This window comes from Mycobacterium aquaticum, assembly GCF_002086485.1.
Classification (GTDB): domain Bacteria; phylum Actinomycetota; class Actinomycetes; order Mycobacteriales; family Mycobacteriaceae; genus Mycobacterium; species Mycobacterium aquaticum.
The window spans coordinates 148,608-168,326 of sequence record NZ_MVHF01000001.1 but is presented as its reverse complement, the minus strand read 5'-3'; the positions used below and the strand labels follow the sequence as shown (position 1 = coordinate 168,326).

Sequence of the window (19,719 nt, the reverse complement as noted above, 5' to 3'; positions counted from 1 at the left end):
TCAGTTGCCCTGCCCGCCGCGGCCCAGAGAGGCCAGGTCGGACACCGGGTCGGTGCCGTTGACGAACCAGTCACCGAGGATCCGCGCTTTGTAGACCACCGGGTTGTGGGATGCGAGCGTGCGCGCGTTGCGCCAGTGCCTATCCAGGCCGAGCTGTTCGGAAACCCCTGAGGCGCCGAGCGCGTCGAACACCCGCGTGGTGGCCCGCTGCGCGGCGGCGACGATGACCAGTTGGGCCTGGGTGACGGCCACTTCGGCGTCGATCAACAGGTCCCGGGCATGGTCGTCACTGCCGGCCAACCGACCGGCGACGATCCGGTCCAACGAGCGCGCGCTCTGCCCCAGGGCGGCCTCGGCGGCGAACGCCTCGGCCGACAGTTCACCGATCACCTGCAACAGCTGCGGATCCGCAGCAGGCAACTCCGCCAGGCCCTGCGGGTAGTTGCGGCTGCGTCGTTTGAGAGCAGCCGTGCCGTCGCGCAGTACCGCGCGCGTGATTCCGGTGAGTACCGCAAGCATCGCGATCTGATAGAAGTGCGCCTGGTAGGTGAACCGCTCGGCGGCGGGAAAGACATTGCCACGCTCGGCGCGGGCCCCGTCGTACCGCGCCGACCCGCTGGCGGTGGTGCGCTGGCCGAACCCGCGCCAGTCGTCGACGAGCGTGACCCCCGGGTCGTCGGCGCGGACGAGTGCCGTCCACAGTTGCCCGTCGTCACCGCGGCCGAGGACGTCGAGCCAGTCCGCGTACAAGCTGCCCGTCGCATAGTATTTCGCGCCGTTGACCACCCAGTGCCCGTTTTCCGGGGTGACCGTGGTGAGCAGGTTCGCCAACGTCACATTGTTGGCCTCGGTCCAACCGCCGCCGACGAATTCACCTGCCAGGAAACGCTTGAGCCAGGCCCCGTTGTCCTCGGACACCGGCGCGTTGAGCCGATCCTCGACGAATGCGAGGTGGTTGCGCCAGATGTGCGCGACGTTGGCGTCGGCCTCTCCCAGTTCGGCGAGCAGCAGGAACGTCTGCTCCAGTGACGCGCCGAAACCGCCCTGCTCGGCCGGGATTCGCAGCGTGCCGAACCCTGCCTCGCCGAGCCAGCGCACCTGCTCATGGGGAAATTCCCGGTTGGCCTCGCGCTGCGGGTTGCCTTCGGCGATCCGGTCGAAGATCGGTCGGAACACCGATCTGAGCTCGGCGTCGTACCCTGTCGGGCGTTTGAGATACGTTGTGGCTCTGGTCATCATGCCCTCCCCTTGGCATCGATTCGATAGGCGTAGGAATCCTGCACCGCCACGTAGCCCAACCTGCGATACAACAGGTGGGCCTTGCTGGCGTTGTTGATGTCGGTGCCGAGCGACGCCGCGGTCAAGCCGCGTCGCAGTGCCGCCAGCCAGATCTTGCGCAGCAGCAGCTCACCGGTGCCCCGCAGCCGCCGCTCCCGCCGCACCCCGATGTAATCGGTGTGGGCGCTGCGCTCTTCGTCGGCGCCGACCCCGACGGTGTAGGTCGACCCGAGCACGTAACCGACCACCTCACCACCGTCGTCGACCGCGGCGATGCTGAAATCAGGTGCGAAAGAGCGGCTTTCGAGATGGTGCTGCCAGCGCTGCGGTGTCTTCGACATGTTGCCGAAATGCTCACTGAAGGTGTCGTACTGCAGCTGCCTGACCTGCTCGGCGAAACCCCCGTCGATCACCTCCGGCCACGACAGTACGGTCAAGCCCTCGATGTGCGCCGCATCGAGTTCTGCGGGGTCTTCGTCGAGCAGGGACTTGCGGGTGCTGATGAACTGCCGCTCCACCCGGGCGCCCCGCTCGGCCAGCGCGGCGATCGCCGCGGGCTGGTCGGCGCCGATGAAGGTCCGCAGATACGCGTCAGCCACGGCGACCCGGTGGAAGCGATCGACGATGTCGGCGACAACGCCGTCGACCGCTTCTCGCGCCACGCCCGGATGGAAGACGAAGTCGCCGAGTACTTCTGGTTCCACCCCGTCGGGCCGGTGCAGCACCGCGTATCCCAGTACCGCGCCGGTCTCGCTCCGCAAGACCAGCGCAGCGCCCGGGTACGCGCCGTCGAGTTGTTCTGCCACGTCGCGGGAATCGGCAGCGAACTTGCGTCCGGCCAACCCGGGTGTGGTGGCAAGGAAGTCGGCGATCAGCGGCAGGTCCGCCGAGGTGATCTCGGCGGCCGACACGCTCTGCGGCGGGCGGTGGTCGGTGATCGTCACGGTGCCACCGGATCCTGCTGCCGATCGGAGTCGTCGTCACCGCGCTGCTCCTGCAGCACTCCGAGGATGCCTTCATCGGTGAGCCGCTGCTGTTCGGCCTCCGAGAGGGTTTGAATGGTGCCGACCCGCTGGGCCACCTCGGGCCTGGTCTTCTTGAGGTACCAGTACCAGGCCAGACCGGCCAGCAGGATGGCGCCGAACACGAAAGGCAGGATGTTGAACGGGAACTCGGGCACCGGGTAGAAGTTGCTGAAGATCACGTAGCCGATGCCGACGGTCGCGGCCACCGAAACCCCGAGCCGCAGCGGTGTCAAGGCGTTGATCTTGCGCAGCCAGATCGGGGTGGCGATCACCACCAGCAGGTAACTGATCAGGAAGCCCCAGTTGGCGACGTAACCGCCGTAAACATCGAACACCAGCCGGCCCGCCGAACTGAACGTCGCGACCGCCGAGAAGATCAGCGCCAGGATACCGACGAACACCACCCCGGTCCACGGTGTCTTGTGCGACGGGTGCACCTTCGCGAACACCTTCGGCAGCGCACCTTCGTGGGCGAACGTGAACAGCGATCGTGCCGCGGCGGTCGTGACGGCCGTGACGAACACGATGAAGGCCACCGATACCGTCGCGCTCACAACCTGATTCACCCACCCCACGCCGACGGTGCCGGCGAGTTGCGGCAGCACCGCCTTGTCGCCGTCGATCTCACCGAAATGCAGGATCTGCGGATAGGTCGCGAAGATGTAGAGCACACCGAGCAGCAGCACGACCCTCAGCAGCGAACGCGCGATGCTGCGGTGCGCGTCCTTGGCCTCGGCGCCCAGCGAGGCGACGCTCTCGAACCCGGCATAGGAGCCAACCGCGGTGACGGCGGCGATGAAGGTTGCACTCGAGCCCAGGTGCGACGGGTTGAACTGATCCCAGTCCACGTGGAAGCCGTAACCGATGTAGGACGCGACGATGATCACCAGAATGGAGGCGATCGCGAGAAGTTCAAATGCCAGTTCGTATTTCGCGGCCAGCGACACGCCGCGGTAGGGCAGGTACACCGCGACGGCGACCACCGCGACCACCAGCAACAGCCGGAACCACGCGGCTTGCGACCCGAGCCCGATGGATTCGAGGAACGCGTCGAGGTAGAGCACACCGCCGAGCGTGCCCGTGGTGGCGAATCCGATGTAACCGAACAGCAGGCTGAACCCGGCCGCGTAGGCGAAACCCGGACCGAGACCGTTACCGGTATAGGTGCCCAGCGACCCTGACGAGACGGTTCGCTTGGCCTGGAAGCTGATCGTCGTGGCGACCAGGATGACGATCACCAGACCGACGACCGCCGCCCACGCCGCGCCCTTGCCTGCCGCGACGAACAAGGAGAACGGCACGGTGGCGAGTGCCACACTGGGCGCCGCCGCGGCCAAGCCCTGCGCGAAGACGCCCCAGGCCCCGAGTGCTTCGGATTCCAGCCCGGTCGATTCGGCGGCCGTCAGACTCCGGCCCCCGACGGTGACGGATGGCTCATCTTCGACTGTGGTCATGCTGCATACCTTTCTGCCGTAACTGACAGGGGCACAATGAATTAGATGGTCATGACGATGCCGCAACATCGGCGGCGGCGTCAGTTATCGAATCGGCGGGATTCTTTTGCCAGCCGGAAACCGGCGCCGGGATGGTCCGGCGGCAGCACCGCGGAGTCACCGCCGAACAGCCGCTGCCGCAGGGTGGTTGGACTGTCCGTAGTCCTGGCCCGGCCACGCCGACGCAGCTCGGGTATCAGATATTCGGCGACGTCGGCGAAACTGCCCGGAGTGACGTGGTAGGCGATGTTGAACCCGTCGACCCCGGTGCGCTCGGCGTAGGCCTCCAGTTCGTCGGCCACCGTGGCGGCCGCCCCGACGAACAGCTGCCCGCCGAAACCTCCGAGTCCCCCGACATAGTCGCGCAAGGTGATTCGACTGTCCCCCACCGCGGCGAGAATCGAGCGGCTGGCGTCGGTGTCGAACTGTTCGATGGGCCGGTCGACGCCGTAGGTGGACCAGTCGACGCCGCTGAGCGCCGAGAGCAGCACCAGTCCGGCATCCAGATCGTGGTAGCGGGACAGTTCGTCGGCCTTGGCCCTTGCCGCAGAATCGGTGGTGTCGGTGACGATTTCGATGGAGGTCAAGAACTTGATCGCATCGGGATTGCGGCCGTGGGCCACCGCGCGCCTGCGGACGTCGTCGATGTTGGCGCGCAGCACCTCGGGCCGCGGATCGCTGGCGAACACCAACTCGGCGTTGCGCGCTGCGAATTCCCGTCCGGCGGGGGACGTTCCGGCCTGGAACAACACCGGGGTCCGTTGCGGCGACGGCTCGACCAGATGCGCACCGGGAACGGTGAAATACCTGCCCTCGTGACCGATGCCGTGCACCTTCGCCGCATCGGTGTAGACGCCGGCTTCCCGGTCGCGGACCACTGCGCCGTCCTCCCAGGATCCTTCCCACAGCTTGTAGGTGACCTCTAGGAATTCCTGGGCCATGGCGTAACGCTCGTCGTGTGGGATCTGCCGGTCGCGGCCGATGATGTTGCGCGCGGCACTGTCCAGTAGCGACGTGACGATGTTCCAGCCGATGCGGCCACCGGTGAGATGATCGAGCGTGCTGAACTTGCGCGCCAGCAGATACGGGCTCTCGTAGGTGGTGGACACCGTGATACCGAAGCCGAGATGGGTTGTCGCGGCGGCCATCGCCGAGACCGCCAGCAGCGGATCGGTCACCGGCGTCTGCACCGCACGGGTCAGCGCCGCGGCCGCGTCGCCGCCGAACACATCGAGCTGGCCGACCGCGTCCGCGACGAACAGGGCGTCGAATCCGCCGGTATCGAGAAGTTTCGCCAGCTCCACCCAGTACCGGATGTCGGTGTAGTGGGAGGTCTGATCCTGTGGGTGGCGCCACAACCCGAAGTTGCCGTGCGACACCGTCGACATCGTGAAGGCGGCCAGCACGAACGGATCTCGCGAGGTCATCGGGCGGGCACCTCCAGGCCGAGATGCGAGCGCAACGTCGTCCCGGTGTATTCGTGGCGGAACAGGCCGCGTTTGCGCAGCACCGGTACCACCTGTTCGACGAACAACTTGGTCTGTCCGGGCAATCCGGTGTCACGCAGGACGAAGCCGTCGGCGGCCGCCGTACTGAACCACTCCTCGATCTCGTCGGCGATGCGTTCAGGGGTGCCGACGACCGAGGCGCCCCAACCGTTCACGGTGCGATACAGGAACTCTCGCACGGTGGGGTTGCCGTCGGCGGCGAGCGCGCGGTAACCGGCCAGCGCGGTCTGATGCGTCTCGGTGTGCTTCGGGAACGCCGACGCAGGCACGGGGCCGTCGAGGTCCGCGCCGGTGACGTCGACGTCGACCTCCAGCAACCACCCCGCCTGATACTCCGGGCTGAAGTACTGGTATTCCTCGCGTTCGGCGCGCTTGGCTTCGTCCTCGGTGGACCCGACCACGTACCGCAGCGACGGTGTGATCAGGGGCGGCCGCGCCCGGCCCACGCTCGCGGCGTGGATCTGGCGGTAGAACTCCTGCGCACGGGCCCGGTTGCCGTGGCTGGTGAATATGACCTCGGCATGGCGGGCCGCGAAGGCGCGCCCGGTCTCCGACGAGCCGGCCTGGAACAGCACAGGCTGGCCCTGCGCCGACCGGGAAGCGCCGAGCGGACCGGTGACGTCGAAGTACCGTCCGTGGTGGTTGGCGGGACGAATCCTGGTGACGTCGTGGAAGATCCCGGCTTCGCGGTCTTCGACGACGGTGTCCTCGCCCCACCCGTCCCACAGCTTGCGCACCACGTCGAGGGCCTCTTCGGCGATGCGATACCGCTCGTCGTGGTCGACGACGCCGTTGGCGCTGAAGTTGTCGGCGGCGGCCTGCGCGAAGCTGGTGACCAGGTTCCAGCCGGCTCGGCCACCACTGAGGTGATCGAGTGAGAGCAGTTGGCGGGCAAGGTGATACGGATGTTGCAAGGTTGCCGACCCGGTGACGACCAGGCCGATGTGCTCGGTCACCGAGGACAGCGCCGCCGTCGCGGTCAGCGGTTCGAAGTCCTCCGGCGTTTTGTAGGCCCACGTCGCGGGCGGTCCGTAGTTGAGTCCGTCGGCGAAGAACAGCGCGTCGAAAGTTCCCGCCTCGGCGGTTCGGGCGTGCTCGATCAGGCGCCGCCGTACCCCGGCGGTGCTGTTGTCGATGCCGGGATGCCGCCAGGGGCCTGCGGAGCGGGTGTTGCCGAAAGCGAGCAGATGTAGTTCTTTGGGCACTGAGCCGACGCTACGGTCGCCGCCGCTCCGGTTACAGAGTTGCGCTCAGCCAGAAGCCAACTGACATTCCATGCGCGAGCAGTCGCAAAGGTCCGCGAAAACCGGCGTGTCGCGGACTTACGTGTCTGCTCGCGCGTGTCTCCTCGCGCGTGTCTCCTCGCGGGAAGAAGGTCAGGTGAGTTCCTCGACGCGGTCCATCATCGCGCGCGCGATGTCGATGGCGACGCTGTCGACATTCGACGGCTTGCCCGATGTGACCGCATCGCTGTAGAACGCGACCTCGATCTCGACGAGGCAGTTGGCCCGCACGCCGATGGCGCGGGCCACCGGGCTGGTCGACTGGTCTGTGGTGTGGCCGAATTCGACGGTGGCCGCGATCACCGAACCGGTCTCCCGCACGTCGGTGATCGCGTCGGTGTAGTAGCCACCGCGAACCGACTCCCTCACGAGCGTCACCGTCTGGCCCTGACAGTCTTTCCACTGCTTGGCGAACCCGGCGAACAGTGCATTGGCATCGGCCACGCTACCGAGGGCAACCACACCGACGTCGACGGCCAGCACCGCACCGTCGGACTGGTCGCCTTTCCACTGTGTGCTGGCAGCGCCTGTGACGTCAGCGGATTCGTAGGTGCTGCGCTGCATGGGACTCGAGACCGTGACGCAGTCGTGCGGTGTCGCATCCTGTTCGGTGGCCAAACCGTTGGGCAGGTCGTCGAGACCACCCGAGATCGGCGGTACGTAGGTGTCCTCGGCGAGGGTTTCACCGACGAGCTTCTCCACTTGTCCGATGTCGGGCAGTGCCTTTTCGACGGATTGACCGCTCAGCGGGCGCGGCGCCAAACCGTGGGCAGCCGCCACATTGCCGTCGACGACCTTGGTACACCCCGCCGTCAGTAAGACGGCGGACACCAGCAATCCGAGCGCGCCAACCGTTCTCATCGCCTACTCCCACCGACAGCAATCATCTCGACCCTACTACGGCAGCGCCCCGATTCACCGGGCGATGACGTCACCGATGAACGCCTTGCAGGTCTCCTGCATCGCTTCCAAGGACATGCTCTGCGAGCCGAGGAGCACCTGCACCGCGAGCCCGTCGAGCATGCCGATGAGCATGTTGGCCAGCACAACTGGGTCACCCGATCGGGCCAGTTCCTGGTGTTGCGCCGACCGGATCACCCCGGCCACCACGTCACGCCACTGACCGTAGAGCCGGTCGTTGATCTCCTGCAGCACCGGGTCGCGGCTGCCTTCTGCCCACAGCGCCAGCCACACCTTCCAGGCCCGCCGAGAACGTTCGTCGGTGGGCAGGTAGGACTGCACGAGATCGTGCAGGATGGCCAGACTGTCCTTCTCCGAGCTCAGCAATTCCTGCCGACGCGCCAGCGAATCGGCGAGGTTGAACTCGAACGCCGCGGTGATGACGTCGCGCTTGGTCTCGAAGTAGTAGTGGACAGTGCCGGAGCTGACGCCGGCCTCCTTGGCCACGTCCGACAGCCGCAGCGCCGGGATGCCTATCTGCGCGATCACCTCGCAGGCCGCAGACAAGATCTGCGGCCGCCGCTCGGCCTCAACGCTGGGACGTGGCATCGGCTCTCCGGATCAGCTCGGCATTGCTGGGCCGATCGTACAAGTCCGATAACTGTACGTTCAATCAACAATGCCCGGCCGGGTCAGCCGAGGTTGCGGGAGATCACCAGCTTCATGATGTCCGAGGTGCCCTCCTCGATCTCCTCCAGTTTGACGTCACGCATCCACTGCTCCACCGGGTACTCACGCGAATATCCCCAGCCGCCAAGGGTTTGGACCGCCGCGTGGGTCACGAACATGGCCGTCTCGGACGCCGTGAGCTTGGCCATCGCTGCCAGCCCACGCGCCGGCGCGCCGCTGTCGATCACCCGGGCGGCGTGCAGCACCAGCAGGCGGGCCGATTCGATGCGGGTCGCCATCTCGGCGAGCCGGAACGCCACCGCCTGGTGTTCGATGATCGCCACCCCGAACTGCTTTCGCGTCTTGGCGTAGTCCAGCGCGTACTCGTAGGCAGCCCGCGCCGCACCGACGGCGGCCGCACCGAGCACCACCCGCGAGATGTCGAAAGTGCCCATCAGGCCGTAGAAGCCCTGTCCCTCTTCGCCGAGTCGGTCCTGCTCGGGGACGAACACGTCGTCGAGGAAGATCTCGCGGCACACGATGGCGCGCTGCCCCATCTTCTTCATCGGTTCGCCGAAGGTCATTCCGGGGGCGTCGCGGTGGACCAGGAATGCGGTCACGCCGCCCGACCGCTTGGTGGGGTCGGTCTTGGCGAAGATGACGTAGAACTCGGCGGCGCCGGCGTTGGAGATCCACGCCTTCTGACCGTTGATGCGGTAGCCGCCCTCGACTCGGGTCGCGGTGGTGACGATCGACGCGGCGTCCGAGCCGGATTCCGGCTCGGTGGTGGCCAGCGAGGTCATCGGCGATTTCGGCCCGGTCAGCGGGGTCAGCCAGCGCTTCTTCTGATCCTCGGTACCCAGCACCATGATCGGATCGGAGAAGAAGCCGTTCGAGCACACGAGGTTGCCGATACCGGGATCGCCCCAGCACAGTTCTTCCTGCACCAGGCACTGCGTGAAGACATCGGTGAAGCCGCCGCCGCCGAACTCCTCGGGAATCATGAAGTCGGTGATGCCGACCTCGGCGGCCTTGTGGAAGATGTCGACCGGCGTGACGGTGTCGGCCTCGTCGACCTCGCGGCCGCGGGGCCGGATCTCCTTGGCGGCGAAGTCGCGGCACAGCTCGACGATCTGGCGCTGCTCATCGCTGAGCGGCCAGGCCGGGATATTGGTGGTCTGCATGTCTGGTCTCCTCTTCGGTGGTGAAAGTTGTTGGGCTCGTGCGGTTTCAGGTACGAGCAAGCGGGTCGGTGTAGATCGCCTTGCCCAGCCACTGGGCGCCGTCGGCGACCAGCACATCGCCGGTGACGAACGCGGCGCGGTCGCTGAGCAGGAATGCGGCGGACTCGGCGATCTCCTCGGGGCTCGCGAACCTGCCTGCGGGCACGCTGGCCAGCACGTCGGCACGGGCCTCGGCGGTGGGCCACAACGCCGCTCCAGCGCCCTGGGTTTCGGTGGGGCCGGGGGCGATGCAGTTCACCCGGACGTTGCGGGCTCCCCATTCCACCGCAAGGGTGCGGGTCATGGCGACCACGCCGCCCTTGGCCGCGGCGCTGTGCACCGTGCCCGGGTGGCCGTGCCAGGCATAGCTGGCGATGACGTTGAGGATGGTGCCCCCGCCCTGGGCCAGCATGTGCCGTCCGACCGCGTGCGTGCAGTAGAAGGTGCCGTTGAGGACGATGTCGGTGACCGCTTTCCAGCCGTTGGGCGAGAGGTCCTCCGACGGCACGACGAAGTTGCCTGCCGCGTTGTTGACCAACGCGTCGATGCGGCCGTGCCGGGTGACGACGTCGTCGACGGCGTCCGCGACGGCGACGTGATCACGCACGTCGCACACGACCGCTTCGGCGGTCACGCCATGGGCCTCGGCCAGGCGCACGGTCTCCTCGAGGGCTTCTTTGCGGCGCCCCAGCACCGCGACGGTGCCGCCGGCCGCGGCCCACCGCACCGCGATGGCCTGACCGATCCCGCTGCCACCGCCGGTCACCAGTGCGACCCGGCCGGTGAATTCGGTCGAAGTGTCCGGTGTTGTCACGTGTCGTCTCCCAATTCCGTTGATTCGCAATGTTCTTGCCCTGCCACGGGGATCACCAGCGCGTCCACCGCGATGGCCCCGTGCGGTGTGGCCCGCACCGGGTTGAGCTCGACCTCGGCGATGTCGCGGCGGTGGGCGATCAATTCGGAGACCGCCACCACGAGATCGGCCAGGCCGTCGATGTCGACCGGGGGCCGTCCGCGCCAGCCCCGCAGCAGCGGGGCCATGCGCAAGTCGTCGAGCATGTGCCGGGCGGCCGCGTGTGACACCGGCGCACGTTCGACGCGGACGTCCTGATGCACCTCGGTTTCCGTGCCGCCCGCACCGACGACCACGAAGGCGCCGAGTTGCGGGTCACGCCGCGCGCTGACCAGAACCTCCACGGCGCCGTCGCGCACGTCCTGCTCTTCGACGACATAATCGCCGTCACCGAGCCGGCCGTGCATGTCCTCGAACGCCGCGTGCAGCTCGGCAGCGTCGGCGAGACCGATTCGGACGCCACCGACTTCGCTCTTGTGCTCCAGCCATCCGGCCTTGAGCACGTACGGCGCTTGCAGCGCGCCCAGCGTCGCCAGGTCGGCACCGGTGTTGACCACCGCACCAGCGGGGAAGGCAACTCCCTTCTGCGCCAGCAGTTCCCGCGCCGCCCAGTAGCCGGGGTTCACCGCGGTGTCGGGTGTCGCCTCCGTTGCGGCCGAGTCGACGGCGGGGCGTGCGCACAGTTCGGCGGCGTGGGCCAACGCGCCCGCTGCGGCCTCGATCGAGCCGAACGCAGGTACCCCACAACTCCAGAGTGCTTGCGCCGTCGTCGATTCCGGGCCCATGGTGTGCACCACGACGGGGATGCCGGTGGCATCGACGAGCCTACCGAGCCGCTGGGCGACCGCGACCTCGGCGGCCGCCAGCGCCGGGATGTCCTGCGAGTAGCACCCGAAATATCCGGTCATCACCACGGCGTCGATGCCGGGCGTCGCCGCGACCTGCTCGACAACCGTTGCGTAGCTCTCGATGTCCTTCTCCCCCGCCCCGGCGAGGTCGACCGGATTGGCGCATGCCGCACCCGCGGGCAGCATCCCGGCGAGGGACTCGCGCAGCGATTCGGGGAACGGCGCGACCGTGAGCCCCCGCTCCGAGGCCACGTCCGCGGCGATCGCACTCTGCCCGCCGCTGTCCCCGACGATCGCGATGCGCCGCCCGTTGGGCACGGGCGCGGCCAGCAGCGTGCGCGCGGCGTCGATGACCTCTGCAGGCGTCTTGACCCGCACCACACCCGCGGCGCGGCATGCCGCGTCGACCAGGTCGAGCGACGACGTCAGCGATCCGGTGTGCGAGCGCGCCATCCGGGAGCTCGCGGCGCTGGAGCCCACGGTCAGCAGCACCGTCGGCTTGCCCGTCGCGCGCAGCGCGGCGAGGGTGTCGAACAGGGCCTCTCCATCGGTGAAGCTCTCCAGGTAGACGACCACCACCCGGGTGGCGTCGTGACCGGCCAGGTCGGCGAGCAATTCGACTGCGGTGACATCTGATTGGTTGCCGATCGACACGAACCGGGACACCCCCAGGCCGTGGCGCAGCCCCATCGCGGCGAGTTCGGAACCGAGCTGCCCGCTCTGCGAGACGATGGCCAGCGGCCCGGGCGTGAGGCTGCCCCACATCAGCTGCAGGTCGCTGCTGGCGTCGTAGATTCCGAGGCTGTTGGTGCCGATCAGCCGGGCTCCGTGGGCGGCGATCCGCGCCGCCAGGGCCCGCTCGTCGGCGACGCCTGCGGTGATCCCGAGGAAACCGCGCGCGCCGCGCTGCAGGCCTTCGTCGACCACGGTGTCGATGTGGGCGGCCGGAACGCACAGCGCGACCAGATCGGGAGCCTCCGGGAGATCGAGCAGGCTCGCCGCGCACGGTTGGCCGAGCACCTGCGGTGTCCGGCTGTTGACCAGGTGCACCGCGCGACGACCGGCACCCGTCAGGGCACCCGAGGCCAGCCAATAGCCCCACTTCGCGGGGTCCTCGGAGGCACCGACAACGGCGACCGAGCGCGGGTCGCTGAACACGCTGAGGTCTGCGCCGGCGCGGCCGAGCACAGAAGTTTGCGCCACGTGATTGTTCCTATCTGTGGTGACGGTGAAGACGATTACGGCGTTGCGGCAGCGATGATCTCGTCAGCAGCACGCTGCCCGGACGCGATCGCGCCGTCGATGTAGCCGTTCCAGACGCTCGCCGTTTCCGAACCCGCCCAATGGATCCGCCCGCACGGGGCGCGCCATCCCGTGGCACCGTGTTCGACCCACACTCCGGGCGCGGGATTGGCCGCATACCCGCCGTGCGCCCAGGGATCTTCGGGCCAGCTTTTCTCGGTGTACTGCACGGGGTTTGCCGCCTCGTCCCCGAAGATGGCACCTAGCGTGGCGAGGATGTCGGCACGGCGCTCGGCCGGTGGCAACGCTGCCCAGCGACGCTGGCGGTCACCGTAGGTGAACGACACCAGCACCCCGGCCTCGCCTGCCTCGGGCGAGTTGTCGAACACGACGCCGACGTTGCGGTCGCCGTACACCGTGGCCTGCCCGGACAGTCCGCGCTCGCGCCAGAACGGCCGGTCGTAGACGGTGTGGATCTTGGAGACCTCGCCCATCGGACTGCGTTCCATCCAGCGGTTGCGCGACGGCGGCAGAGTCGGCGTGAACCGGATCCGGACCGCCGCCCCCGGGGACGCCGCCACCACCACGTGCGAGGCGTACACCGGCCCGCGGTCGGTGTCGATGCGCACGCCGTCCGCGCTGTGCTCGACGTGCGTGACCGGTGTGTTGAGCCGGACCTTCTCGCCCAAATGCTCGGCCATGGCCAAGGCCACCGACTGTGCGCCGCCAACGAAGCGTCGCTCCTGTGCGCATCCGGAGGTCTCCATGAGCTGGTCGAATCCACCGGCGGACGCGACGTAGAAGAGCAGGTGGAACAGGGAGATGTCCCTTGGCTCCACGGTCCAGACGCCCTGCACCGCCAGTGCGAGACGCCGGCGCGCGTCGGCATCGGCAACTGTGCGATCGAAGTACGACTGCACGGTTTCGCTGTCCCACTCGGCGATCCGCTCGGTGGCACTCGGGTTGTCGAGGTCGACCGAGACGGCGAGCTTGTCGATGGCCTCGGTCGCCTCGACGTACTGCTCGACGCCGGGTCCGTCGACCGGCCCGGCACCCCGGAAGGGGCGGCAGCTGCCGTCGGCCCACAGTTCGAGGTGATCACCGGTGTCGTAGGTCGGGAAGGTCGCGCACCCGAACCGTTCGGCCGCGGCGAGCAGCCGGTGCTGGGTGGGCCCCACCCACTGCCCGCCGTGGTCGACCACCACGCCGCCGCCGAGCCGCTGGGAGTGCACGCGGCCTCCGACGCGGTCCGACGCTTCCAGGACCAGCACGTCGGTGCCGTTGTCCGCCAACGACAATGCTGCGGCAAGTCCGGCATAGCCGGCCCCGATCACCACGGTGTGGACGGAGTCCCCGGACAGCGAGGTTGTTGTCATAGGTTCGATTCTTATTGTTAATTGGCCCGCCAGTCAAGAATCAATGTGAGTCCGTCAACCGGGTTGACAAGTTGTGAGCGTCGCCACAGACTCTCTTAAACTGGCCCGCCAATCAGAAATGGAGCCCGGTGGACGAGACGACATTCGACCAAGAACTCGAGGAACGCCTGAGCATGCTGGAGTCCCCCGACGGCACCGCCATGCAGGTGTCCGACCTACCGACGACCGATCTGCTGGTCGCCATCGCCGCCCTCGCCCTGGCCACCGTCGCGCTCCTGTGGTGGGCGTACTGATGTCCGACGCACTGCGCCAGAGCGGCGCCGAGGGCAGCCTGGATGCCACGCTGACCGATCTCCCCCTGCGTCCGGCCGAACGGATCTGGGGCTTCTGGCAGCACTCCGCAGTCAACGTGGGTCTCGCGGTGGCCACCTGGGCGTTCCTGCAGGGCGCCGCAGTCGCCTACTACGTGGGTGTCACACAGGCCATCGCGTCGATCGTCATCGGCTACGGCATCAGCGTCCTGCTCGTCGCCCTGGCCCCCTGCATGCCCTCGGTCAAGTACGGCATCGAACAGTTCGTCGGCCTGCGCAGCATCTTCGGCGAGAACGGCGCCCGGATCGTGATGGTCTCGGTGTCCACCGTGCTCGCCGCGGCCTGGTCGGCCGTGCTGGCCATCATGTTCGGCCACGGCCTGGTCACCGTCGTCAACCAGATTGCCGGAACACACCTTTCGGAATCCGGCGCGGCCGCCAGCCTGCTGGGCCTGGTCGCCATCGTGGTGTCCTGGATCGTGTTGGCGCGCGGCCCCGTGTCGGTCGAGGCGGTGTGCCGCTTCATCGCACCGCTGCTGGTGCTCATCATCGTCGGCGTCATCGTGATCGTGTTCTCCGGCCACAGCTGGTCTGATCTCACCGCACTGGTCCCGCTCGGCGGTGCCGGCGACGACCCGCATCTGAGCTTCATGCTGGCCGTCGAACTGAACCTGGCAGGCGGCTTCGCCTGGTGGCCGAACCTCGGCAATCTGGCTCGGCTGACCCGCAGCTCGCGAGCCGCCTTCTGGCCCAACTGGATCGGTGTCTTCGGCGCCTCGGTGTGCGCCGCGGTGGTCGGCGTCCTGGCCGCCCTGTCGCTGCAGATCGAGGATCCGACCCAGTGGATGATCCCGCTCGCAGGCGCTGGTCTCGGCGTGGTGGCGTTGGTCATCATCTGCCTGGCCAACATCACCGCGATCCTGTCGCAGGGCTACGCGTCGATGGTCGCCCTCAAGGGCGGCGGCGGAGCGTTCTTCCGCAAGGCGGCATGGCCTCTCATGCTCGCAGTGATCCTCGGCCCGGCCGCCGTTCTGGTGTTCTTCCCGTCGGCCGTGTACGACAATTACGGGCGGTTCGTGTCCTGGGGTGCCATCGTGTTGGCGCCGTTGTGCGCGGTCCAGATCGTCGACTACTTCGTCCTGCGGCGTCGCCACCTCAACGTCCGCGACCTGTTCCGACCCGTCGGCGAATCCGCATACAGCTACTGGAACGGGTTCAACATCGCGGCGTTCGTCGCCGTCGCCGCAGGCGCGGTCACCTACGCACTGCTGCTCAACCCGGTGACCTACGAACCGACCGGCGTGTTCCGGTACACCACGGCCTCGCTGCCCGCCTTCGCGGTCGCCGGGCTGGTGCACTACCTGCTGACCCGGCTGGTGGTGCAACGCACGGGAGCCGGTGGCTACCCGCGCTGAGCGCCGACTTCGACGGGCGCGCCGGGGCTACTTCTTCGCCTTGTCCCCGGCTGCGTCCGTCGACAGCGCAGCGACGAAGGCTTCCTGCGGAACCTCCACGCGCCCAATGGTCTTCATGCGCTTCTTGCCCTCTTTCTGCTTCTCCAGCAGCTTGCGCTTACGGGTGATGTCACCGCCGTAGCACTTGGAGAGCACGTCCTTGCGGATCGCCCGAATGTTCTCGCGGGCAATGATTCTCGAGCCGATCGCGGCCTGCACCGGGACCTCGAACTGCTGGCGCGGGATGAGCTCCTTGAGCTTGGTGGTCATCTTGTTGCCGTAGGCCGCCGCCGAATCCTTGTGCACGATGGCGCTGAACGCGTCGACGGCTTCGCCCTGCAGCAGGATGTCGACCTTGACCAGATCGGCCTGCTGCTCGCCGGCCTCTTCGTAGTCGAGGCTGGCATAGCCACGGGTCCGCGACTTCAGCGAGTCGAAGAAGTCGAAGATGATCTCGCCGAGCGGCATCGTGTAACGCAGTTCGACGCGTTCGGGTGACAGGTAGTCCATGCCGCCGAGTTCACCGCGGCGCGACTGGCACAGCTCCATGATGGTGCCGATGAACTCGCTGGGCGCGATCACCGTCGTCTTCACCACCGGCTCGTACACCTCGCGGACCTTGCCCTCGGGCCAGTCCGACGGGTTGGTCACCACGATCTCCGATCCATCGTCCTTGATGACGCGGTACACGACGTTGGGTGAGGTGGAGATCAGGTCGAGATCGAACTCGCGCTCCAGGCGCTCGCGGGTGATCTCCATGTGCAACAACCCGAGGAAGCCGCAGCGGAACCCGAAGCCGAGCGCCACCGAGGTCTCCGGCTCGTAGGTCAGCGCTGCGTCGTTGAGCTGCAGCTTGTCCAGTGCATCGCGCAGGTCCGGATAGTCCGAACCATCCACCGGGTACAGGCCCGAATAGACCATCGGCTTCGGTTCGCGGTACCCGGTCAGTGCTTCCTTGGCGCCGCCCCTGGCCGTGGTCACGGTATCGCCGACCTTGGACTGCCGGACGTCCTTCACCCCGGTGATGAGGTAGCCGACCTCCCCAACCCCGAGGCCCGCACTGGCCTTGGGTTCGGGCGAGACGATGCCGACCTCGAGCAGTTCGTGGGTGGCCCCGGTGGACATCATCGCGATCTTCTCGCGCGGGACGATCTTGCCGTCGACCACGCGGACATAGGTCACCACGCCGCGGTAGATGTCATAGACCGAGTCGAAGATCATCGCGCGCGTCGGCGCGTCGGCGTCACCGGTCGGCGCAGGCACCTGCCGCACCACCTCGTCGAGCAACTCCGCCACGCCCTCACCGGTCTTGCCGGAGACACGGAGCACATCGGACGGCTCGCAGCCGATGATGTGGGCGAGCTCACCGGCATAGCGCTCGGGATCCGCGGCGGGCAGATCGATCTTGTTGAGCACCGGGATGATGGTCAGGTCGCGGTCGAGCGCCAGGTACAGGTTGGCCAGCGTCTGCGCTTCGATGCCCTGTGCGGCGTCCACCAGCAGCACCGCGCCCTCGCAGGCCTCAAGCGCACGGGACACCTCGTAGGTGAAGTCGACGTGGCCGGGCGTATCGATGAGGTGCAACACGTGATCCTCGCCGTTGACCTGCCACGGCAGCCGCACGTTCTGAGCCTTGATGGTGATGCCGCGTTCGCGCTCGATGTCCATGCGGTCGAGGTACTGCGCACGCATCGACCGGTCATCGACGACGCCGGTGAGCTGCAGCATCCGGTCGGCCAACGTCGACTTGCCGTGGTCGATGTGGGCGATGATGCAGAAGTTCCGAATCTGCGCCGGCGCAGTGAACGTCTTGTCGGCGAAACTGCTGATGGGAATCTCCTGGTGAGCGTGGGTGTCGAGCACGTGCTGTGCCCATCCAGGGTATCGAGCACCCACCCCCGCGACACAATCGCGGCCGCCGATCCTGCCCTATGCTCGACACCATGGCGTCGCAGTGGAAGGCGTTTCAGCGCTTTGCGGAGAACCTCGTGTTCAACGAGGCGCCGAAATTCATCCGCCAGCTGCAGAATCCCGAGACCGTGCCGCGCACGGTCCAACAGGGGATCCAGCAGGGCATCAAGCTCGGCCTCGAGGTGCTCGCCGGCAGCCAGGCTGACCGCGCCCCGGCCATCACCGCGGGCCGGCCGGTCTCACAGCACACCGTTCCGACCGCTCATCGGGCCCGCCGGCTCATCTACGCACCCGATCTCGACGGTCGGGCCGATCCCGGCGAGATCGTCTGGACCTGGGTGGTCTACGAAGACGACCCGACCAGAGGCAAAGACCGCCCGGTCCTGGTCGTGGGCCGCGATCAGCGGACCCTGCTCGGCCTGATGCTGTCCAGCCAGGAACACCACCGCAACGAACCCCACTGGGTCGGCATCGGTACCGGCAGCTGGGACTACGACGGCCGGGCCAGCTGGGTCCGGTTGGATCGCGTGCTCGACGTGCCCGAAGAGAGCATCCGCCGCGAAGGCGCGATCCTCGACCGTGACCGGTTCGAGGTGGTCGCCGCCCGCCTGCGCGCCGAGTACTCCTGGAGCTGACCCAGGCTCTACCGTGGCTGCCGCCACCCAGGCTCTACCGTGGCTGCCGCCACATCGGGGTCAGGGAGGGGCCACCGTCAGGTAACCGGATCTCGCCGGTGACCTCGAATCCGAACCGCAGGTAGTACGGAATGTTGTCCGGATTGCTCGACTCCAGATAGGCCGGCGCATGCTCGGCGTCGACGCGATCCAGCCGCGACCGCATCAACGCATGACCCAAACCGCCGCCGCGGACGGTGGGGTCACTCCCGATCACTGCGAGGTACCAATGCGGCTCCTCGGGATGGTGTTCCTTCATCAGTGCCTCGATCTGCTGACCACGGGTGCCCCGCCGCCCGAACGCCCGCAGAAACGCCGGCATCATCAGCAGCTGCTGGCGCCAGGAATGTCGCCACTGACCCGGCGCATCCCACAGCGCCGCAGCCCCGATCCGTCCGTTGCGGGCGGCCACCTCGCTGCCGCCGCCGGCCAGGAAGTGGTGACGCGTCATGGTCGCGAACAGCGGTACCAGCCCCCGCCGCCGACGCGAATCCTCGGGCAGCAGCCACTTCATCACCGGGTCGTCGTGGAACGCGCGCGCCAGCACGGCAGCGAGCTGCCTGACGTCGGGCTTGTGCACGGGGCGGACATCGACGGCGACCACCTGCCCACGATCGCATATTCGATGAGCCGCCAGATGAGAAGGAGGAGTAGACGCGTAGGGAACGGGTAGTTCTAGGTCAGCTTTGTCCATCGTCGGACTTGAGAACCAAGCCCAGGATGCGACGATGCGTACCGATCACAAGGGGTTGCCATGACCTACACCGGTCCTAAACTCACCCGCATCTCAACTTGTGCACCCGCGCTCGGCGTGCGGCTGTGCAGTTATCCGCGTCCCCCGGCGGTGGTCATCGAAGTCGGCGGTGAGATCGATGCCCGCAGCGTCCGTCACGTCAGCCACTACCTGATCCGATTCGTGCACGTCGGCCGTCCGTTGGTCCTCGATTGCAGCGGTGTGGGCTTCATCAACTTCGCCGGTTTCAGGGCAATACTCCGTTTCGCGACGGAGTGCCGTCAAAGCGGGCGGGACTGGGTCTTGGTGGCAAGTGATGCCGTGAAGCTGCTGTTGCCCACCGCAACCGGGTTCGGACTGCCGGTCGCGGAGACGTTGGACGAGGCAGTGCTGCGGCTCGCGGAAACGCCTGATGCCACGTGGCGGCTTCGGTCGGTCACCACTCTGGAATGCAAGAAATTGGCAGGCGACTAGACGCCGCCGCACCGCCGAGGTCTCGGATGCGCAATGCCGGACAACCGATTCCGTTCTCCCGCGGCCGCCACCCAGGTGCGGCACGGACTCCAAGATGCGCCAGCCAACCGCGGTGAAAGTGAGATTAAGCAGCCGTGATTCGGGGAATACAAGGGTGTTTGGCGAGGATGGGTGAGGAGCTGTCCATCATGACTGGGATCGCTGTCATTGCGGAGAGCCGTCCGCAGTTTGCGCCGTCCTTGCGGTCACTGTGATCGGAAGGACACGCAAGATGATCAATTTGGTTTCCACGCTCGATAGCCAGATATTCAGTGCCTATCAGCAGGTCAAGAAGGCGCGAGCCGAGGCCGACTATGCCGCGATGATCCGATGGATGTCGCGCGTCGACCATCTTCTCGACCGGCGAGCCGCCACGTAGCAGCTCCGGGCCGGATGCGGGTCGAGGTCGTCGACCGCGCTGAGCG

At 67.3% G+C, this 19,719-nt stretch carries 18 protein-coding genes; 5 read left to right on the top strand and 13 right to left on the bottom strand.

From position 1 onward, the window contains the following. The 11 genes from BST13_RS00730 to BST13_RS00680 all read right to left on the bottom strand — a co-directional run bounded on the left by BST13_RS00730 (position 1) and on the right by BST13_RS00680 (position 13,698). On the bottom strand, positions 1-1,236 hold the full coding sequence (locus BST13_RS00730; protein ID WP_083159600.1) for an acyl-CoA dehydrogenase family protein: 1,236 nt from the start codon (positions 1,234-1,236) through the stop codon (positions 1-3). Then, positions 1,236-2,222, bottom strand: coding sequence for a GNAT family N-acetyltransferase (locus tag BST13_RS00725; protein WP_245839228.1), 987 nt, complete (start codon positions 2,220-2,222; stop codon positions 1,236-1,238). Before BST13_RS00725 ends, BST13_RS00730 begins: the two co-directional genes overlap by 1 nt. Further along, positions 2,219-3,757 carry an APC family permease gene (locus BST13_RS00720; RefSeq protein ID WP_083159598.1) on the bottom strand — a complete coding sequence of 513 codons (1,539 nt, stop codon included), beginning with the start codon at positions 3,755-3,757 and terminating at the stop codon, positions 2,219-2,221. The genes BST13_RS00725 and BST13_RS00720 overlap by 4 nt, the downstream gene beginning before the upstream one ends. An 80-nt stretch (positions 3,758-3,837) precedes the next feature. Further along, positions 3,838-5,223 (bottom strand): LLM class flavin-dependent oxidoreductase, encoded by a 1,386-nt coding sequence (locus tag BST13_RS00715; protein ID WP_083159596.1) that lies wholly within the window; start codon positions 5,221-5,223, stop codon positions 3,838-3,840. Next, the gene (locus tag BST13_RS00710; protein WP_083159594.1) at positions 5,220-6,509 is read right to left on the bottom strand and encodes an NtaA/DmoA family FMN-dependent monooxygenase; all 1,290 of its coding nucleotides are present in this window, start codon (positions 6,507-6,509) and stop codon (positions 5,220-5,222) included. The genes BST13_RS00715 and BST13_RS00710 overlap by 4 nt, the downstream gene beginning before the upstream one ends. Positions 6,510-6,680: 171 nt before the next feature. Then, the gene (locus BST13_RS00705; protein WP_245839226.1) at positions 6,681-7,448 is read right to left on the bottom strand and encodes a sensor domain-containing protein; all 768 of its coding nucleotides are present in this window, start codon (positions 7,446-7,448) and stop codon (positions 6,681-6,683) included. 54 nt (positions 7,449-7,502) lie between these two features. Next, complete coding sequence (locus tag BST13_RS00700; RefSeq protein ID WP_083159592.1) at positions 7,503-8,096, bottom strand: TetR/AcrR family transcriptional regulator; 594 nt, start codon at positions 8,094-8,096, stop codon at positions 7,503-7,505. Between the two features lie 83 nt (positions 8,097-8,179). Continuing rightward, the gene (locus BST13_RS00695; protein ID WP_083159590.1) at positions 8,180-9,340 is read right to left on the bottom strand and encodes an acyl-CoA dehydrogenase family protein; all 1,161 of its coding nucleotides are present in this window, start codon (positions 9,338-9,340) and stop codon (positions 8,180-8,182) included. Between the two features lie 46 nt (positions 9,341-9,386). Beyond that, on the bottom strand, positions 9,387-10,193 hold the full coding sequence (locus BST13_RS00690; protein ID WP_083159588.1) for an SDR family oxidoreductase: 807 nt from the start codon (positions 10,191-10,193) through the stop codon (positions 9,387-9,389). Next, positions 10,190-12,283: an acetate--CoA ligase family protein gene (locus BST13_RS00685; RefSeq protein WP_245839225.1), complete on the bottom strand. Its 2,094-nt coding sequence runs from the start codon at positions 12,281-12,283 to the stop codon at positions 10,190-10,192. The genes BST13_RS00690 and BST13_RS00685 overlap by 4 nt, the downstream gene beginning before the upstream one ends. Before the next feature lie 35 nt (positions 12,284-12,318). Further along, positions 12,319-13,698 carry a flavin monoamine oxidase family protein gene (locus BST13_RS00680; RefSeq protein WP_083159586.1) on the bottom strand — a complete coding sequence of 460 codons (1,380 nt, stop codon included), beginning with the start codon at positions 13,696-13,698 and terminating at the stop codon, positions 12,319-12,321. 128 nt (positions 13,699-13,826) lie between these two features. Between BST13_RS00680 and BST13_RS38930 the strand changes: the two genes are divergently transcribed. Next, complete coding sequence (locus tag BST13_RS38930; protein ID WP_158087069.1) at positions 13,827-13,991, top strand: hypothetical protein; 165 nt, start codon at positions 13,827-13,829, stop codon at positions 13,989-13,991. After that, entirely contained in the window at positions 13,991-15,424 is a 1,434-nt protein-coding gene (locus BST13_RS00675; RefSeq protein ID WP_083159584.1) for a cytosine permease, read from the top strand. Before BST13_RS38930 ends, BST13_RS00675 begins: the two co-directional genes overlap by 1 nt. A 27-nt stretch (positions 15,425-15,451) precedes the next feature. Here the strand turns inward: BST13_RS00675 and lepA are convergent, their stop codons facing one another. Next, a complete protein-coding gene (lepA, locus tag BST13_RS00670; RefSeq protein ID WP_234791950.1) occupies positions 15,452-17,359 on the bottom strand; it encodes a translation elongation factor 4 in 1,908 nt (635 codons plus the stop codon). A gap of 35 nt (positions 17,360-17,394) precedes the next feature. On the opposite strand from lepA, the gene BST13_RS00665 reads away from it, so the two are divergent. After that, positions 17,395-18,009 (top strand): type II toxin-antitoxin system PemK/MazF family toxin, encoded by a 615-nt coding sequence (locus tag BST13_RS00665; RefSeq protein WP_083159582.1) that lies wholly within the window; start codon positions 17,395-17,397, stop codon positions 18,007-18,009. A 34-nt stretch (positions 18,010-18,043) separates the two neighbouring features. Here the strand turns inward: BST13_RS00665 and BST13_RS00660 are convergent, their stop codons facing one another. Beyond that, a complete protein-coding gene (locus tag BST13_RS00660; RefSeq protein ID WP_170064244.1) occupies positions 18,044-18,652 on the bottom strand; it encodes a GNAT family N-acetyltransferase in 609 nt (202 codons plus the stop codon). A gap of 150 nt (positions 18,653-18,802) precedes the next feature. Here BST13_RS00660 and BST13_RS00655 point away from each other — a divergent pair, with 150 nt between their 5' ends. Continuing rightward, positions 18,803-19,255, top strand: a complete 453-nt coding sequence (locus tag BST13_RS00655; RefSeq protein WP_083159581.1) for an STAS domain-containing protein — start codon at positions 18,803-18,805, stop codon at positions 19,253-19,255. Positions 19,256-19,526: 271 nt separating this feature from the next. Further along, positions 19,527-19,673 carry a hypothetical protein gene (locus BST13_RS38925; RefSeq protein ID WP_158087068.1) on the top strand — a complete coding sequence of 49 codons (147 nt, stop codon included), beginning with the start codon at positions 19,527-19,529 and terminating at the stop codon, positions 19,671-19,673. Positions 19,674-19,719 lie beyond the last annotated feature (46 nt).

Coding starts and splice junctions, on each gene's coding strand:
- BST13_RS00730 (WP_083159600.1), bottom strand. CDS start 1,236: ATGACCAGAGCCACAACGTATCTCAAACGCCCGACAGGGTACGACGCC.
- BST13_RS00720 (WP_083159598.1), bottom strand. CDS start 3,757: ATGACCACAGTCGAAGATGAGCCATCCGTCACCGTCGGGGGCCGGAGT.
- BST13_RS00715 (WP_083159596.1), bottom strand. CDS start 5,223: ATGACCTCGCGAGATCCGTTCGTGCTGGCCGCCTTCACGATGTCGACG.
- BST13_RS00705 (WP_245839226.1), bottom strand. CDS start 7,448: ATGAGAACGGTTGGCGCGCTCGGATTGCTGGTGTCCGCCGTCTTACTG.
- BST13_RS00700 (WP_083159592.1), bottom strand. CDS start 8,096: ATGCCACGTCCCAGCGTTGAGGCCGAGCGGCGGCCGCAGATCTTGTCT.
- BST13_RS00695 (WP_083159590.1), bottom strand. CDS start 9,340: ATGCAGACCACCAATATCCCGGCCTGGCCGCTCAGCGATGAGCAGCGC.
- BST13_RS00680 (WP_083159586.1), bottom strand. CDS start 13,698: ATGACAACAACCTCGCTGTCCGGGGACTCCGTCCACACCGTGGTGATC.
- BST13_RS00675 (WP_083159584.1), top strand. CDS start 13,991: ATGTCCGACGCACTGCGCCAGAGCGGCGCCGAGGGCAGCCTGGATGCC.
- BST13_RS00665 (WP_083159582.1), top strand. CDS start 17,395: ATGCTCGACACCATGGCGTCGCAGTGGAAGGCGTTTCAGCGCTTTGCG.
- BST13_RS00655 (WP_083159581.1), top strand. CDS start 18,803: ATGACCTACACCGGTCCTAAACTCACCCGCATCTCAACTTGTGCACCC.
- BST13_RS38925 (WP_158087068.1), top strand. CDS start 19,527: ATGATCAATTTGGTTTCCACGCTCGATAGCCAGATATTCAGTGCCTAT.